Genomic DNA, 14,600 nt, shown 5'->3' with positions numbered 1-14,600 from the left:
CCAAGCGTTAGAATCGTCCACCCCACCCACATCCCCCCGGAGCGAAGATGGACATCAAGCAGCTGAAATTCCTCATCGCCCTCGACGAAACCCGCCACTTCGGCCAGGCCGCCGCGCGTTGCCACATCACCCAACCGACCCTGTCGATGCGCCTGCGCAGTCTCGAAGAAGAACTCGATTTGCCATTGGTCAATCGCGGCCAACGCTTTGAGGGGTTCACTGCGCCGGGCGAGCGCGTGCTGGCGTGGGCGCGCACGGTGCTGGCGGCTTACGACGGTTTGCAGGCGGAAGCAGCGGCTTGTCGCGGTAATCTGATCGGGACGCTGCGTCTGGGCGTGGTGCCGCTGTCGAGTTTCGATCCATTGCCGCTGATGCAACGTCTGCACGCTGCACACCCGAACCTGCGCTTCGAACTGTCGGCGCTGAGTTCCGAACAGATCCTCGAACAGTTGGCGAACAACCGTATCGACCTCGGTGTGTCCTACCTCGAACGTCTGGATAGCGAGCGATTCGACTCTCTGGCCCTCAGCGAAACCCGCATGGGCCTGCTCTACGACCAGCGCTCCTTCAGCTTCGGCGAAGCACCGTTGAGCTGGGAATCGCTGATCGAACTGCCGCTGGGCATGCTGACCAGCGGCATGCATTTTCGTCAGTCCATCGACCACAACTTCCACAGCCGTGGCCTGACCCCGCAACCGTTGCTGCAAACCGACGCCGTGCATCAATTGTTACAAGCTGTGCACGGCGGTTTCTGCTGCGCGATCATGCCGCTGGAGGGGGGGCTGGAAAAGCTCACCGATCACTTGCGCCTGCAACCGATTGAAAACGCCAGAACTCTTGCGCCACTGGGCCTGATCATGCGCCGTGGCGCCCCACGTTCAGCGCTGGCCGAAGCCTGTTTTGCGCTGTATCAACAATCACCAACGGCAGCCTGATCGACGACATCTATCAATAGATCGACACTAGCGATTAGACGCGACATGTTGCCGCGCCTAGTCTTAACGGTGATCAATCCGTCGGTGATGCCATGAACGCCAAGCGCCCAGCCTGCGCGGCGCCTGCAATCGAAACGCCCGCGCCCGCCGCTAGCCAGACCTACAGTTACAGCGATATGCAACGCAATGAATCGGCCAGCACCGCGCTGGCCGAGGAAGTCGCGTTGGCGATTGCCTACAACGGCATCAGTCAGGCGGTGATGCTGGTCACGCCAACCGATCTGGAAGACTTCATCGTCGGCTTCAGTCTCGGCAGCGGCATCATCGAAGACGCTACCGACATCTATGACCTGCAACTGACCGGCGCCGGTTCAGCGCAATACGCGCAAGTGACCATCGCCAACCGCGCCTTCTGGAATCTCAAGCAACAGCGTCGGCAACTGGCCGGCACCAGTGGTTGCGGACTGTGCGGCGTCGAAGCGGTGGAACAGGCTCTGCCCGACCTCAAAGTATTGCCCGGCGCACCGTTGCCACCGATTGAATGGCTCGACGGCCTGCGCCAGCGCATCGGCGCGTTCCAGCCACTCGGCCAGCATTGCGGCGCGGTGCACGCAGCGGTGTTCATGAACGCCAGCGGCGAGTTGCTGCTGGGCCGCGAAGACATCGGCCGGCACAACGCCCTCGACAAGCTGATCGGCGGCCTGATCCGCCAGAAGATCTCCACAACCGGCGGCCTGGCGATTGTCACCAGCCGTTGCAGTCTCGAATTGATCCAGAAAGTTTTGCGCGCCGGCATCCAGACTCTGGTCAGCCTGTCCGCGCCCACGGGCCTTGCCGTGCAATGGGCCCGTCGCCACAACCTCAATCTCATCCACCTGCCGCAGAAAAATGCGCCGCGGGTCTACAGCCCTGCGATGGAGAACCAAGCGTGAGCCAACATCATCAAGCCGACCAGAAACCCGTCCCGCGTTACAAGCCTTACAAAGGTGCTGCCGGTGGCTGGGGTGCGCTGATCAGTGTGGCCCAGGCCTGGTTGACCAGCGACAACGCGCTGAAAAACCTGCGCATGATGCTCAAGACCAACCAGAACGGCGGCTTCGACTGCCCGGGTTGCGCGTGGGGCGACTCGCCGGAAAGCGGCATGGTCAAGTTCTGCGAGAACGGCGCCAAAGCGGTGAACTGGGAAGCGACCAAGCGCCGGGTGGACGCCAAGTTCTTTGCCAAACACAGCGTTACCTGGCTGCTGGAGCAGAGCGACTACTGGCTCGAATATCAGGGTCGCCTGACCGAGCCAATGGTCTACGACGCCGAGACCGACCGCTATAAAGCCATCGCCTGGGACGACGCCTTCGCGCTGATCGGCAAGCACCTGCGAGCGCTGCCTAGCCCTGATCTGGCCGAGTTCTACACCTCGGGTCGCGCCAGCAACGAAGCGGCGTACCTGTATCAATTGTTTGTGCGCGCCTACGGCACCAACAACTTCCCTGACTGCTCGAACATGTGCCACGAGGCCAGCGGTGTGGCACTGGCGCAGAGTGTCGGCGTCGGCAAAGGCACCGTGACCTTCGATGACTTCGAACACGCGGACGCGATTTTCGTCTGGGGCCAGAACCCCGGCACCAACCACCCGCGGATGCTCGAACCGCTGCGCGAAGCGGTCAAACGCGGTGCTCAAGTGGTGTGCATCAATCCGCTGAAAGAGCGTGGTCTGGAACGCTTTCAGCATCCGCAACACCCGATCGAAATGCTCACCAACGGCGACAAACCGACCAACACCGCGTATTTCCGCCCGGCACTGGGCGGCGACATGGCGCTGCTGCGCGGCATGGCCAAGTTCCTCCTGCAATGGGAGCGCGACGCGCAGAAGGCCGGTGCGCCAGCAGTGTTTGACCATGACTTCCTCAACGAACACAGCGCCAATGTGCTGGAGTACCTCGGCGCCGTTGACGATACGCCGTGGGAGCAGATCGTTGAGCAGTCGGGCCTGACGCTGGTGGAAATCGAGCAAGCGGCGCGCATGTACGCCAAAGGCAAGAACGTGATCATGTGCTGGGCGATGGGCATCACTCAGCATCGCCATTCGGTGCCGACCATTCAGGAAATCGCCAACCTGATGTTGCTGCGCGGCAACATCGGCAAGCCCGGCGCAGGTCTGTGCCCGGTGCGTGGCCACAGTAACGTGCAGGGCGACCGCACCATGGGCATCAACGAGCGTCCGCCAGTCGCGTTCCTTGATTCGCTGGAGCGTCGCTTCCAGTTCAAGGTGCCACGCCATAACGGGCACAACGTGGTCGAGGCGATTCACGCGATGGCCGAGGGCCGCGCCAAAGTCTTCATCGGGCTGGGCGGCAACTTTGCCCAGGCCACGCCGGACAGCCCGCGCACATTCGCTGCGCTGAGCAATTGCGACCTGACCGTGCAGATCAGCACCAAGCTCAATCGCAGCCACCTGGCGCATGGCAAGAACGCGTTGATCCTGCCGTGCCTGGGGCGTACCGACATCGATATCCAGACCGAAGGCCCGCAAGCGGTCACCGTCGAAGACTCGTTCAGCATGGTCCACGCTTCCAACGGCCAGTTGCAGCCGCTGTCGAACCAGATGCGTTCGGAGCCGGCGATCGTCGCCGGTATTGCTGCCGCTACTCTAGGCAGCAAACCGGTGGACTGGAACTGGCTGGCGGCCGATTACGCACGCATCCGCGACCTGATTGCCGACACCATTCCCGGCTTCAAGGACTTCAACGAGAAGCTCAAGAATCCGGGCGGTTTCTATCTCGGTAACAGCGCTGGCGCGCGCAAGTGGAACACCCCATCGGGTCGCGCCAATTTCCGCGCAAACCTGCTGCCCAAGGATCTGGTGCACGAACGCACTCGCGCCACCGGGCAACTGCCGGATCTGATCATGCAATCGATGCGTTCTCACGATCAGTACAACACCACGATTTATGGCCTCGACGACCGTTATCGCGGGGTGAAAGGCCAGCGTGATGTGCTGTTCGCCAACGAGGCCGACATCATTCGCCTGGGCTTCCGACCGGGGCAGAAAGCCGACATCGTGTCGCTATGGGACGACGGTCGTGAGCGTCGGGTGAAAGGCTTCACCCTGTTGGCGTTTGATATCCCGGCGGGGCAGGCAGCGGCTTACTACCCGGAAGTCAATCCGTTGGTGCCGCTGGAGAGCACTGGCGACGGAAGCCATACGCCGACATCGAAGTTCATTGCGATCCGTCTGGAAGCGGCGAGTGAGACCGGACTGATCATGGCCAAGTCGGCTTGATGTGTTGCTCGCGAAGGCGGTAGTCGATTCAGCAGATTTCTTTGTACCCTGCACCTTTCAAACGCCCACAAAAAAGGCCGCTTTTGTATAAAAGCGGCCTGTCCGAAGTAGCTAAAGACCAGCGAAAATCGGTTAAGTTCCGCATATAAAACAGTAACTTGCGAAATTGTATACAAGTCGTGTTATTCGTCGGATTTCGATTGTCACGCTTGTTACACAGCCTCAGGATCGGCGCCGTCATCCCTTTGAGGCTCCTCTATGAAGTTCTCCTCGATTCTCTTGTTGTCCCTTGGCCTGGTCAGTGGCTTCGCTTCTGCCGGAGGCACCACCGAAGCAGGTGTGGGCGGCGCATTGGGCGGGGTTCTTGGCTCGGTCGTCGGTCAATCGTTAGGCGGCAATACAGGTTCCACCATTGGCGCAGCCCTGGGCGGCGCGGGTGGTAGCGCAGTTGGCGCCAACAAACACAGCCGTGGCGAAGCAGCCATTGGCGGTGCGCTGGGCGCAGCGGGCGGTAACGTGGTCGGCCGCAGCATGGGCGGCACCACCGGCAGCCTGATCGGCTCCGCAGCAGGTGGCGGCGCCGGTGGCGCGCTGGGTAACTACATGGGCAACAAGAGCAATGACGATGACCGTCATTACGATCGTGGCCGTGACCGTGATCGTCGCTACTATCGCGACGACCACCGTGGTCGTGGGCATGCCTATGGCCACCGCAAGCATCACCGCTACTACCGCGACTGAGGCTTCGCTTCCTCGGCCGGTACAGAACAATCGCAGCTCCCCCGGGCTGCGATTTTTTTTGCCCGAAGCTAAACCACCAATCGCTCCAGTGCCTGGCGTAATCCGGAAGGAATCGCTACAGGCTGATTGGATGCCCGATCGACAAAAACATGGACGAATCGCCCCGCCGCGCAGGCCTCGCTTTCGCCGACCTTGAACACCGCCAGTTCGTATTGCACCGAACTATTGCCCAACTTGCCGACCCGCAAACCGATCTCGATCAGATCAGGGAAAGCAATCGAGGCAAAATAATCACACGCCGAACTGACCACAAAACCCACCACCTCGCCGTCATGGATATCCAGCCCACCGACCTGAATCAGATAGGTGTTAACGGCGGTGTCGAAGAAGCTGTAGTAGGTGACGTTATTGACGTGACCGTAGGCGTCGTTGTCATGCCAGCGCGTAGTGATTGGCTGGAAGTGCGGGTAGTCGGTGCGTTGATTCATTCGAAACTCTCATCTGATCGCCCTCACGCTGACCGTGAGAACGACCACTATACCTGTGGGAGCGGGCTTGCCCGCGAAGGCGCCCGCACAGACCGCATCACTCAACGGTCAGCGAACCCTTTCCCCTGAGCCGCAAGTTCACCAATCAACCGCGCAGGCTTCCACTGATCGCCCTGCCGCGTTTCCAGCGCCAGCAACCGCTGATGAATATCCACCAGCCCCTGCTGATCTGCCCAGGCCATCGGCCCGCCTTTGTCCGCCGGGAAGCCATAGCCATTCAGGTACACCAGATCAATATCGTGCGCCGACCCGGCAATGCCTTCCTGGAGGATCTTCGCCCCTTCGTTGACCAATGCCAGCAGGCTGCGTTCCAGAATCTCCTCAGGGCCAATCTCCCGGCGCTGGAAGCCCAGCGCTTCGCTGACCTCCAGCACCAGTGCATCGACCTCAGGGTCGTGTTCGGCCTGACGGCTGCCCGGCTCGTAATGGTAGTAACCATTACCGGACTTCTGGCCGAAGCGGCCCATTTCACACAAGCGGTTATCCACCTGAACCTCCGGCGCATCCTGACCTTTACCGGCCAGTTCACGAGCGCGCCATTCCAGATCAATGCCGACCACGTCGTACATACGGAACGGCCCCATGGCAAAACCGAAACCCTGCAGCGCCGCATCGACCTGCTGTGGATAAGCGCCTTCCAGCAACATCTTGCGTGCCTCAAGTGCATACGGATGCAGCATCCGATTGCCGATAAAACCATGGCAGTTGCCCGAAACCACACTGACCTTGCCCATACGCTTACCGAGCGCCAGCGCCGCTTCCAGTGCTGCCGGAGAGGTCTGCGCACCGCGAACGATTTCCAGCAGTTTCATAATGTGCGCCGGGCTGAAGAAATGCAGGCCCAGCACTTGCGTCGGACGCCGTGTCGCGGCGGCAATCGCATCGATATCCAGTGCCGAAGTATTGCTCGCGAGCAACGCTTCAGGCTTGAGCAATCCATCCAGTTCGCGGAAGATTTTCTGCTTGAGCTCAAGATTTTCGTACACCGCTTCGATCACCAGATCGACATCACGGATGGCGGCGTAATCCGCTGCCGCCGTCACCCGGGCGATACGCGCATCCGCCTCGGCCTGATCGATACGACCCTGACGCACGTTGTGCGCATAGGTGTCGGCCACCGTGGCCAAGGCCTGCTCAAGCATCTGCGGATTGTTATCGACCCACCGCACCGCAACGCCTGCATTGGCCAGGCACATGACAATGCCACGGCCCATGGTGCCCGCACCGATCACGGCGGCCTGCTGAATATCGAAAGACGTCTGGCTCATATTGTTCTCTTGTGGGTGATCCAAAGACTGGTCTCACCATAGTCAGCCATCGACGGAAATTGAAGTTTATTACCGTGATGATCGACATTCAGCGGATGGATGCAGCTCCGCCCACGCCCGCACTTCAGCGTAGGGATACTCCTCCAGCGCCGCATACCCGGAAATCGTCCGTGCCTTGAGCTTGGTGAACAGTGGCACGCTGATCCCGCAGAGAAACCGCGTCAGCCGCTCCGCTGAAGGCGCATTGCCGGTGTGTTGCTCATGCCTGTGGATAAATTCCTCGCACAGCACATCGAAACTCTTATCCACAAGCGGCGGCAGTTCCGGTGGCGCCGGCAACCGGGCGATGTCCCCGTGACATACCGAACAATGGCCGCAATGTTCGGGCGCATTGTGGTCGCCGAAATACTCGGCCAGTCGATAACCCAGGCAATGTTCAGTGGCGAACAGCTCCAGCATCGCGTGAATCCGCGCGATTTCAGTTTGTTCATGGCGGGTGAAATAGCTGTGCAATTCAGCACTCAAGGCATCGCTGTCGAAGTCGCTGTGCAACAGACTGTAAACCTCGGTCATCTGCTTGCTTTCCAGTTCGACCCAGCCCTTCTCCTGAAAGTAATCCAGCGCCTTCACCACTCGATTGCGCTCGGCTGAATACTGCTCGTACATCGCATCAAAATTCACCGTGGCCCATGTGCGCGCACGATTTGAAGTCTGGATGATCGCCGCAACGAAATCCCTGCGCTCACCTTCAAACCGCTCAAGCAGCGCCTCCGGTTCCAGCAGATATTTGAAGCGGTATTCGGCGTAATAGGCGTAGCGCGGTGCGATCAGCTCACGCAACTCCAACTGCACCAGCAAAGTCTTCAGCGGCAAGGCGCGAATGTTGCTCTGATCCGCCAATGGTCCGAGCAGAAATTCCCACTGACCTTCCGGGGCCGATGCCTTCAATTCGTCGAGCACAAAATGAATGCCATCGCGCTCCGGAGTATCGCCGTAGACGAAGTTTTCCAGCACGTTGAGGCTGTCGCGGTTAGCCAGCACCAGACAATCCGATGGCTGCCCGTCGCGCCCTGCTCGGCCGATTTCCTGACTGTAGTTTTCGATGGATTTGGGCAGGTCGAAATGCACCACGTTGCGGATGTCACTCTTGTCGATGCCCATGCCGAACGCGATGGTGGCGACGATGCAACTGGACTGTCCGCCCATGAAGCGTTTCTGGATCGCTTCACGCTGGTCATGAGGTAAACCGGCGTGATACGCCTCGGCCTGAATGCCGTTTCGCTCAAGGTGTTCAGCGATGTGCTCAGCGGTTTTCTGCAGGGTCACATAAACGATGCTCGGCTGGCCGGGACGCGCGGCCATCCACTCGACCAGACGTCGCCGTTTGTCCTGACCGCGCACCGGCTCCACCAGCAGATTGAGGTTGGGCCGATAGAAACCGGTGGTCACCACATCCTCGGCGGCGATAGCGAATTTGGTCTGCATGTCGGCAATGACTTTCGGCGTCGCCGTGGCCGTCAGCAGCAGGGTTTGCGGGATATTGAACTGACGCTGGTAGTCCGGCAGCTTGAGATAGTCGGGGCGGAAATTGTGGCCCCATTCCGAGATGCAGTGCGCCTCGTCCACCACCAGCAACGAGATCGGCACCTGCTGCAGGAAGTTGCGGAAGCGCTCGTTCTTCAGGCGCTCCACGGAAATCATCAGGATCTTCAATTCACCCGAACGGGCGCGGGCCATCACATCGTTGGCGTCATCACGACTCTGCGCCGAATCGATACTGCCGGCACTGATGCCGTGGCGTTGCAAAAAGGCCAGTTGATCCTGCATCAGCGCCAGCAACGGCGAAACCACCAGGGTCAGATGCGGCAGCATCAGCGCCGATAATTGATAGCAAAGAGACTTGCCCGAGCCGGTGGGAAAGATCGCAGCCGCCGAGCGTCCGGCCAGCACCGCGCTGATCGCGGCCTCCTGCCCGGGGCGAAACTGTGGATAACCAAAAACCTGTTCCAGGGTGTTGTGCATTCGCTGTCACTCCGTTGACCGCTGTCATGCCAACAGCCTAGCGGGCGATCACAGCGAGTCGAGAAAAGGCCGGGGGCAATTCGATACGGAATGATACAGCGAATGGCGCGATCAACACGCCACCCTGTGGGAGTGAGCTTGCTCGCGAAGAGGCTCTTCAGAACGACACAAAATTAAACACCTCAGGGATGCAAAACCGCCACACGCAGTTGCTCATCCAGCATCTGCTCATGCACACCCTGGCTCTTGCTCGCCCACAGCGCATGGGCCGGGCTGATGTCGCCAGTAAATGCCGCCGCCAGTTGCCGCAATTCGGCGACACTGCGCACACGCGGGCAAAACGGCTGATCGTCGCAGTTCTGACTGGCGTTGCGATAGGTACTCAGCAAGCGATCCCACAGACCGTCGCGCACTTGCCTGATCGACTTGAGTTGAACGTGCGGCACGCCGAGCCGCTGTTCAAGCCCCTTCTCATCCAGCGCTTCGCAGGCGAGCAGCGCTTTGGCGAACATCAGCACTTCGCCACGCGAAGCCGTGTCCACACTGGCCTGACTGGTGAGCGCATCGGGCCAGCCGGTACGTTCCAGATTGGCGAACATCAGTGCGTTGGCCGCATCCGACGCCAACGCCAAACGACAGCCGCTGGCCCACAGCAACAAAATCGAGGCCATTCGTAGCCATTGCATACCTAATTCCCTTTAAGCGTGTGTCGGACGTATGGAAACGCCCTACGGATTCTGGCGCGCACCATACAGAGATTTACTGCGAATCGCCTGACAAACCCGTGGGAAATTTTCCCTCTAAGGGTTTTGCCCTGAAAAAGCCACGAAACCTCGTAGGGCAAATGCCCGAACCCCGGAAAAACCCCTACAAACTCTGTCCATCGCGGCTGTCTTGTCGCTGCGTGTAACGCACTTCTATAGTGGCCGGCGCAGCTGGAAATACCGGAGCGAATTCGTACAGGACACATCCACCCATGAACACGTACAACCCACTGATCCACCGTTACCGCCCATTAAAAACCAACTACAGCGATAACCCTGTACTGGTCGTCGATACCCAGGCCCGTCACTCTGATCTGCTCGATGCCGCTCACCAACGTATCCGCGCGGCCAGCGACTTGCTGGAAACTCTTTACTGCTTGTGTTTCAAACAAGCCGACGTAAAGGATATCCCCAACATCATCAACGCCCTTTATTTACTGACACAGGATGGCTGCGAACTACTGGAAGTTGCAAAACAACAACTAACACCCCACCCCTGATAACACAGAAAATAAATCCGGTAACAATCAACTACTTTATTATAAAAACCATCAACATTAGCTTGCTCCTACTTTAATAGAGAGCAACAACATGACTACATTAACTATATTTTTTTGTGGCACCGGTTCTACCAAGTTCGATACCACCAATGAAAACTTCTGGAATGGTGAACTGGTTTCCACCCTCGCCTCGCACCATTCCGGTCGCGAGTTCGCGGAATGGATCGTGGTCGACGGCCCCGGCACCAGCAACCTGCAAGCCGACGAACTGTTCACCAAGTCCGCTGACTACGGCCTAAGTGGCACGCTGTTCGGCAAGGGCTGGGAGGAAAACGTACTGCACGCGGTCAACATCATCAAGGGCAAGTGCGACTGGCAGCGCGAGCAGTTGACCGAAGCTGAGTACAACCGCCTTAAAGCCGCCGGCATTCCCATCGAAGATGTAAAAGCCGAAGGCTCGTGGTTCTGGCGTAAATATAACTACGGTGATCGCAGCGTAACCAATCAAAAGTTGCAAGAGCAGATCATCAAAACTTTCCGTAAAGATGGAATCATTCCAACTCAAGTCAATCTCGTGGGTTGGAGTCGCGGCGGTATCAGCTGCCACATGCTGGCCAACGCAATGTTCAAGGACAACGCACTGAAAAACATTCCGGTCAATATCCTTGCGATTGATCCTGTACCGGGTATCGGCAACTTTCAGGAGCAACGAGTCAAACTTAACGCCAACGTCAAAGAGTATGTAGGCTTCTACGCCCGGGATGAACGCTCCAAAGGTTTCAGCTGCGTTATCCCGCAAACCGCCACAGGCACTCGAACCCACATCTTCCCCATCCCCGGTCGCCACGCCACCCTGGTGGGCAACGCTTCCGCCGATGGTGTTGCAGGTGCGAAAGTGCTCGCCGAGCCGGGACGTTTCGTTCGCCACTTTGCCGAGATTTGCCTCAAGCGCTGGGGCACTCCACTGACCAAACCGCTGAATCTGACCGACGCCGACCTCAAAGTCTGTGGCGACGCGATGGTCAAGGACGCAGCGAAATACAAGGCGATGGAAAAGAATTCCTATACCTGGTTCACCGAACTGGATCAGGGCGAACGCTATGTTTCGCTGGGCAGCAAAGGCGTGAGTTTTTCGTCGGTGAAGGGCGGGATTTATGCGCCGGATACCGGGTTGGCGACCAGCGTGCTGGATCTTGCGGCGTATCGGCATATTCGTTGAGGTGAAGCCGGGTGAACCTGACGAAAAATCCGACAGCCATTGCCTATCGAATCTTCGTCCCGTTCCTACACGCTCAGCCACTTTGTCTTCTATCGCTGCTCGTTAGCTCGAACCTATAGTCGTGACTGTCGCTGCCAAATCAGCGACTCGGGCTTGGTCACCTCAAATTGAGAGAGAAACTGCGCATGCCCTTGTATGCTTGCCGCCTTCTATATGTGCGGCACGCTTTATGGCGGCTGTGTTTGGGACGCTTCGGCGTACCTGGGGTTTATCTCTCTCCTTGGTTGACCAACCCGAACAAAGTCCGCCTCCCATCGTTTGGTCATGGTGGTGGTGGCTTTTGAAACGCCTATAGAGAGAGAAGAACAATGAAATCATGGAACTCGCTCACCACCGATCGATACCGCCCACTCGAATCCAGCCTCACCGACACGGACGCTGAGTCTTCGGATCGCTCTCACGGCTTACCTGAGAGCGATTAAGAAAAAGGTTATCAAACACAGGACTGACCATGAGCAAATTTTTTGATGAGCTGATAGAAAGCGTGCCGCACTTAAGTAGCAGTATTCTGGCTGTATATATAAAAAACAGCTGGAATAATGGCAGTTAACCAGAAACGCTGTCGCTCATCTTCCACAAACGGCAACCTTCAACTTAAGTGCTATTATTCTGGCAGTTAAGGCTAAAAAATGAAGGAATACTGCCACATGGCCAAGAAAACAGCGCCACTTTTGCCTTCCTCCACTCGACTGCTGTCCGAATTTGGCGAACGGCTGAAGCTGGCTCGTCTACGCCGCAAGTTGACGGCCAAGCAGGTCGCTGAACGAGCAGGAATGTCGCTGACCACCTTGCGCAATCTGGAGTCGGGTGAATCCGGAGTAACCATCGGTGCTTATTTGTCGGTCATGCAGGTGCTGGGGCTGGAAAAAGATCTGAACCAGCTTGCCGCGACCGACGAAACGGGTCGCCAAATACAGGATGCTCAATTAGTGCCCGCATCAAGATCCCCGACCAAAAAGCCGCAACGAGTACGCGGCGTCAGCGCGGTAAAAAAAGCTGCATCTGATCACACGGGGACTCCAAGCGTCATCGATGCCGCTACCACCACAAAACTTCCGGCTGATTTCCCATTCAACACACACTCCCTTTCCGAACTGTTGAAGAAGAAAAAGCCAGGTACCGCAGGTGAGAAATGACGCTGATCGCTGTTTATGCTGACTGGGAATCGTTGAACGGCGCCAGACGTCTTGGATTTCTGCACGCAAGAAAAACACGTAACACCAACGTGTTTGAATTTGAGTATGACCCGAAGGCGCTAGCCGATCCGGAGTTGAATTTCACAACACTAGACCCACGAATCGGGCTTTTTCAAGGCCGCCAGTTCCCCGGTCAGCATCAGAGTCGTTTTGGCATCTTTGCAGACTCAAGCCCTGATCGGTGGGGTCAACTGCTGATGAAACGCCGACTGGAAAGGGATATTCGGGACGGTTTGGTTCCCAAGGACAGCAAGTTGTTCGAATCCGATTATCTTCTCGGCGTACATGACCAGTTCCGCGTCGGCGCCATACGTTACAAACTCAATGACGAGGGTAACTTTCTCGACGACCGCGACGGTATTGCCGCCCCGCCCTTTGTCGAGTTGCGAGCCTTGGAGCAGGCAAGCAGAGCTCTCGAAAACGATCCGGATAACACGGCAGCCGATGGCCGCGAATGGCTAAGAATGCTCATCGCACCCGGCGGCTCGCTAGGTGGTGCCAGACCCAAGGCCAGCGTCGTCGACGAGCACGGCCAACTTTGGATCGCCAAGTTCCCCAGCACGCGAGACGATTACGATGTCGGCGGATGGGAAATGGTGGTGAATGCTTTGGCGGACAACTGCGGATTACGCGTAGCAAGCGGCTTGGCCCGACGCTACGCGAGCGATCACCATTGCTTCCTGGTCAAACGCTTCGACCGAACCGAACGCGGCGGCCGACACCACTTTGCCTCAGCCATGACCATGACCGACCGCGTGGACGGTGATGACGCCTCTACAGGTGCCAGCTACCTGGAATTGGCAGAAGTCATCATGGAGCATGGTTCGCAACCCAATGCCGATCTTCGTGAGTTATGGTCGAGAATCGTCTTCAACATCATGGTTTCCAACACCGACGACCACCTGCGTAACCATGGTTTCATTCTCGACCCTGGTCGAGGCTGGCGACTGTCTGCGGCCTATGACATGAATCCGGTGGCGCACTCTGATGGGTTGAAGCTGAATATCACCGATGCGGACAACGCGCTGGATCTGGAGTTGGCTAGGGAAGTGGCGGAGTATTTTCGGATTGGCCGAAGCGATGTGGAGGCAATCATTGACCACTTCAGACTTACGATTGGTAACTGGCAGGAGGTAGCGGGTGCTTTGGGACTATCGAGGCGTGAGCAGGACAACATGGCTGCCGCATTTCGTGCCGTTTAATGCCCACAAAAAAGCCGCCTCAAGAGGCGGCTTTTTCATTCGCTGAAAACCGATCTTACAACTTCGGCCCAGCAGCCTTGATCGCGTCGCTCACTTCGAACTTCTTGAAGTTCTCGATGAACAGACCGGCCAGTGCTTTCGCGGCTTCGTCGTAAGCAGCCTTGTCAGCCCAGGTGTTGCGTGGGTTGAGCAGGTTGGTTTCAACACCCGAGACGGCCAGTGGCACGTCGAGGTTGATGGTGTCGAGATGTTCGGTTTCGGCACCGATCAGTGCACCACTCTGGATCGCTGCGATCACGGCGCGGGTGGTCGGGATGTTGAAGCGTTTGCCGACGCCGTAGCCACCGCCGGTCCAGCCGGTGTTGACCAGGTAAACCTTGGAGCCGAAGCCGCGGATGCGCTTGATCAGCAGCTCTGCGTATTCGCCAGCAGGACGCGGGAAGAACGGTGCGCCGAAGCAGGTGGAGAAAGTCGACTTGATGCCGCTGCCCGAACCCATTTCAGTCGAGCCCACCAGAGCGGTGTAGCCGGACAGGAAGTGGTAGGCCGCTTGTTCTTCGTTGAGGATCGACACTGGTGGCAGCACGCCGGTCAGGTCGCAAGTCAGGAAGATCACCGCGTTTGGCTCGCCACCGAGGTTCTTCTCGGAACGCTTGGCAACGTGCTCCAGCGGGTAGGCTGCGCGGCTGTTCTGGGTCAGGCTGACATCGGCGTAGTCGGCGTGCTTGGCATCGTCGATAACGACGTTTTCCAGGACTGCGCCGTGCTTGATGGCTTTCCAGATGACCGGCTCGTTCTTCTCGGACAAGTCGATGCATTTGGCGTAGAAGCCGCCTTCGATGTTGAAGACAAAACCTTAGCCCCAGCC

12 protein-coding genes and 1 pseudogene are annotated in these 14,600 nt (G+C 58.1%); 8 read left to right on the top strand and 5 right to left on the bottom strand.

The annotated features are described in order from the left end of the window. Positions 1-47 precede the first annotated feature (47 nt). The 4 genes from ACIOZM_RS23790 to ACIOZM_RS23775 all read left to right on the top strand — a co-directional run bounded on the left by ACIOZM_RS23790 (position 48) and on the right by ACIOZM_RS23775 (position 4,953). Positions 48-935, top strand: coding sequence for a LysR family transcriptional regulator (locus ACIOZM_RS23790; protein WP_401218025.1), 888 nt, complete (start codon positions 48-50; stop codon positions 933-935). A gap of 92 nt (positions 936-1,027) precedes the next feature. Then, a complete protein-coding gene (fdhD, locus tag ACIOZM_RS23785) occupies positions 1,028-1,867 on the top strand; it encodes a formate dehydrogenase accessory sulfurtransferase FdhD (RefSeq protein WP_401218022.1) in 840 nt (279 codons plus the stop codon). Next, complete coding sequence (locus ACIOZM_RS23780) at positions 1,864-4,212, top strand: FdhF/YdeP family oxidoreductase (RefSeq protein WP_401218019.1); 2,349 nt, start codon at positions 1,864-1,866, stop codon at positions 4,210-4,212. The genes fdhD and ACIOZM_RS23780 overlap by 4 nt, the downstream gene beginning before the upstream one ends. 258 nt (positions 4,213-4,470) lie before the next feature. Next, positions 4,471-4,953 (top strand): glycine zipper domain-containing protein, encoded by a 483-nt coding sequence (locus ACIOZM_RS23775; RefSeq protein WP_401218017.1) that lies wholly within the window; start codon positions 4,471-4,473, stop codon positions 4,951-4,953. 68 nt (positions 4,954-5,021) lie between these two features. Here ACIOZM_RS23775 and ACIOZM_RS23770 read toward each other — a convergent pair whose 3' ends face one another. The 4 genes from ACIOZM_RS23770 to ACIOZM_RS23755 form a co-directional block, all read right to left on the bottom strand. Continuing rightward, a complete protein-coding gene (locus ACIOZM_RS23770) occupies positions 5,022-5,441 on the bottom strand; it encodes an acyl-CoA thioesterase (RefSeq protein ID WP_401218015.1) in 420 nt (139 codons plus the stop codon). Positions 5,442-5,542: 101 nt separating this feature from the next. Beyond that, on the bottom strand, positions 5,543-6,769 hold the full coding sequence (locus ACIOZM_RS23765; protein WP_401218012.1) for a 3-hydroxyacyl-CoA dehydrogenase NAD-binding domain-containing protein: 1,227 nt from the start codon (positions 6,767-6,769) through the stop codon (positions 5,543-5,545). A gap of 69 nt (positions 6,770-6,838) precedes the next feature. Then, the gene (locus ACIOZM_RS23760; protein WP_401218010.1) at positions 6,839-8,791 is read right to left on the bottom strand and encodes an ATP-dependent DNA helicase RecQ; all 1,953 of its coding nucleotides are present in this window, start codon (positions 8,789-8,791) and stop codon (positions 6,839-6,841) included. A gap of 182 nt (positions 8,792-8,973) precedes the next feature. After that, entirely contained in the window at positions 8,974-9,477 is a 504-nt protein-coding gene (locus ACIOZM_RS23755) for a polysaccharide deacetylase (RefSeq protein ID WP_401218008.1), read from the bottom strand. Positions 9,478-9,767: 290 nt separating this feature from the next. On the opposite strand from ACIOZM_RS23755, the gene ACIOZM_RS23750 reads away from it, so the two are divergent. The 4 genes from ACIOZM_RS23750 to ACIOZM_RS23735 all read left to right on the top strand — a co-directional run bounded on the left by ACIOZM_RS23750 (position 9,768) and on the right by ACIOZM_RS23735 (position 13,732). Beyond that, on the top strand, positions 9,768-10,055 hold the full coding sequence (locus ACIOZM_RS23750) for a hypothetical protein (RefSeq protein ID WP_401218006.1): 288 nt from the start codon (positions 9,768-9,770) through the stop codon (positions 10,053-10,055). A 91-nt stretch (positions 10,056-10,146) separates the two neighbouring features. Then, the gene (locus ACIOZM_RS23745) at positions 10,147-11,274 is read left to right on the top strand and encodes a hypothetical protein (protein WP_401218003.1); all 1,128 of its coding nucleotides are present in this window, start codon (positions 10,147-10,149) and stop codon (positions 11,272-11,274) included. Between the two features lie 707 nt (positions 11,275-11,981). After that, positions 11,982-12,470 (top strand): helix-turn-helix domain-containing protein, encoded by a 489-nt coding sequence (locus tag ACIOZM_RS23740; protein WP_401218001.1) that lies wholly within the window; start codon positions 11,982-11,984, stop codon positions 12,468-12,470. Further along, positions 12,467-13,732 carry a type II toxin-antitoxin system HipA family toxin gene (locus ACIOZM_RS23735; protein WP_401217998.1) on the top strand — a complete coding sequence of 422 codons (1,266 nt, stop codon included), beginning with the start codon at positions 12,467-12,469 and terminating at the stop codon, positions 13,730-13,732. The genes ACIOZM_RS23740 and ACIOZM_RS23735 overlap by 4 nt, the downstream gene beginning before the upstream one ends. Positions 13,733-13,787: 55 nt before the next feature. On the opposite strand, the pseudogene ACIOZM_RS23730 reads toward ACIOZM_RS23735, so the two are convergent. Further along, positions 13,788-14,588: pseudogene (locus ACIOZM_RS23730) on the bottom strand (phosphoenolpyruvate carboxykinase (ATP)); the annotation flags it as partial. Positions 14,589-14,600: the final 12 nt, after the last annotated feature.

The organism is Pseudomonas sp. NPDC087346 (genome assembly GCF_044744235.1).
Taxonomy (GTDB): Bacteria; Pseudomonadota; Gammaproteobacteria; order Pseudomonadales; family Pseudomonadaceae; genus Aquipseudomonas.
Note: the sequence above shows the minus strand (reverse complement) of the source record. Positions and strands in the feature narration are given on the sequence as shown.

Coding starts and splice junctions, on each gene's coding strand:
- ACIOZM_RS23790 (WP_401218025.1), top strand. CDS start 48: ATGGACATCAAGCAGCTGAAATTCCTCATCGCCCTCGACGAAACCCGC.
- fdhD (WP_401218022.1), top strand. CDS start 1,028: ATGAACGCCAAGCGCCCAGCCTGCGCGGCGCCTGCAATCGAAACGCCC.
- ACIOZM_RS23775 (WP_401218017.1), top strand. CDS start 4,471: ATGAAGTTCTCCTCGATTCTCTTGTTGTCCCTTGGCCTGGTCAGTGGC.
- ACIOZM_RS23770 (WP_401218015.1), bottom strand. CDS start 5,441: ATGAATCAACGCACCGACTACCCGCACTTCCAGCCAATCACTACGCGC.
- ACIOZM_RS23765 (WP_401218012.1), bottom strand. CDS start 6,769: ATGAGCCAGACGTCTTTCGATATTCAGCAGGCCGCCGTGATCGGTGCG.
- ACIOZM_RS23760 (WP_401218010.1), bottom strand. CDS start 8,791: ATGCACAACACCCTGGAACAGGTTTTTGGTTATCCACAGTTTCGCCCC.
- ACIOZM_RS23755 (WP_401218008.1), bottom strand. CDS start 9,477: ATGCAATGGCTACGAATGGCCTCGATTTTGTTGCTGTGGGCCAGCGGC.
- ACIOZM_RS23750 (WP_401218006.1), top strand. CDS start 9,768: ATGAACACGTACAACCCACTGATCCACCGTTACCGCCCATTAAAAACC.
- ACIOZM_RS23745 (WP_401218003.1), top strand. CDS start 10,147: ATGACTACATTAACTATATTTTTTTGTGGCACCGGTTCTACCAAGTTC.
- ACIOZM_RS23740 (WP_401218001.1), top strand. CDS start 11,982: ATGGCCAAGAAAACAGCGCCACTTTTGCCTTCCTCCACTCGACTGCTG.
- ACIOZM_RS23735 (WP_401217998.1), top strand. CDS start 12,467: ATGACGCTGATCGCTGTTTATGCTGACTGGGAATCGTTGAACGGCGCC.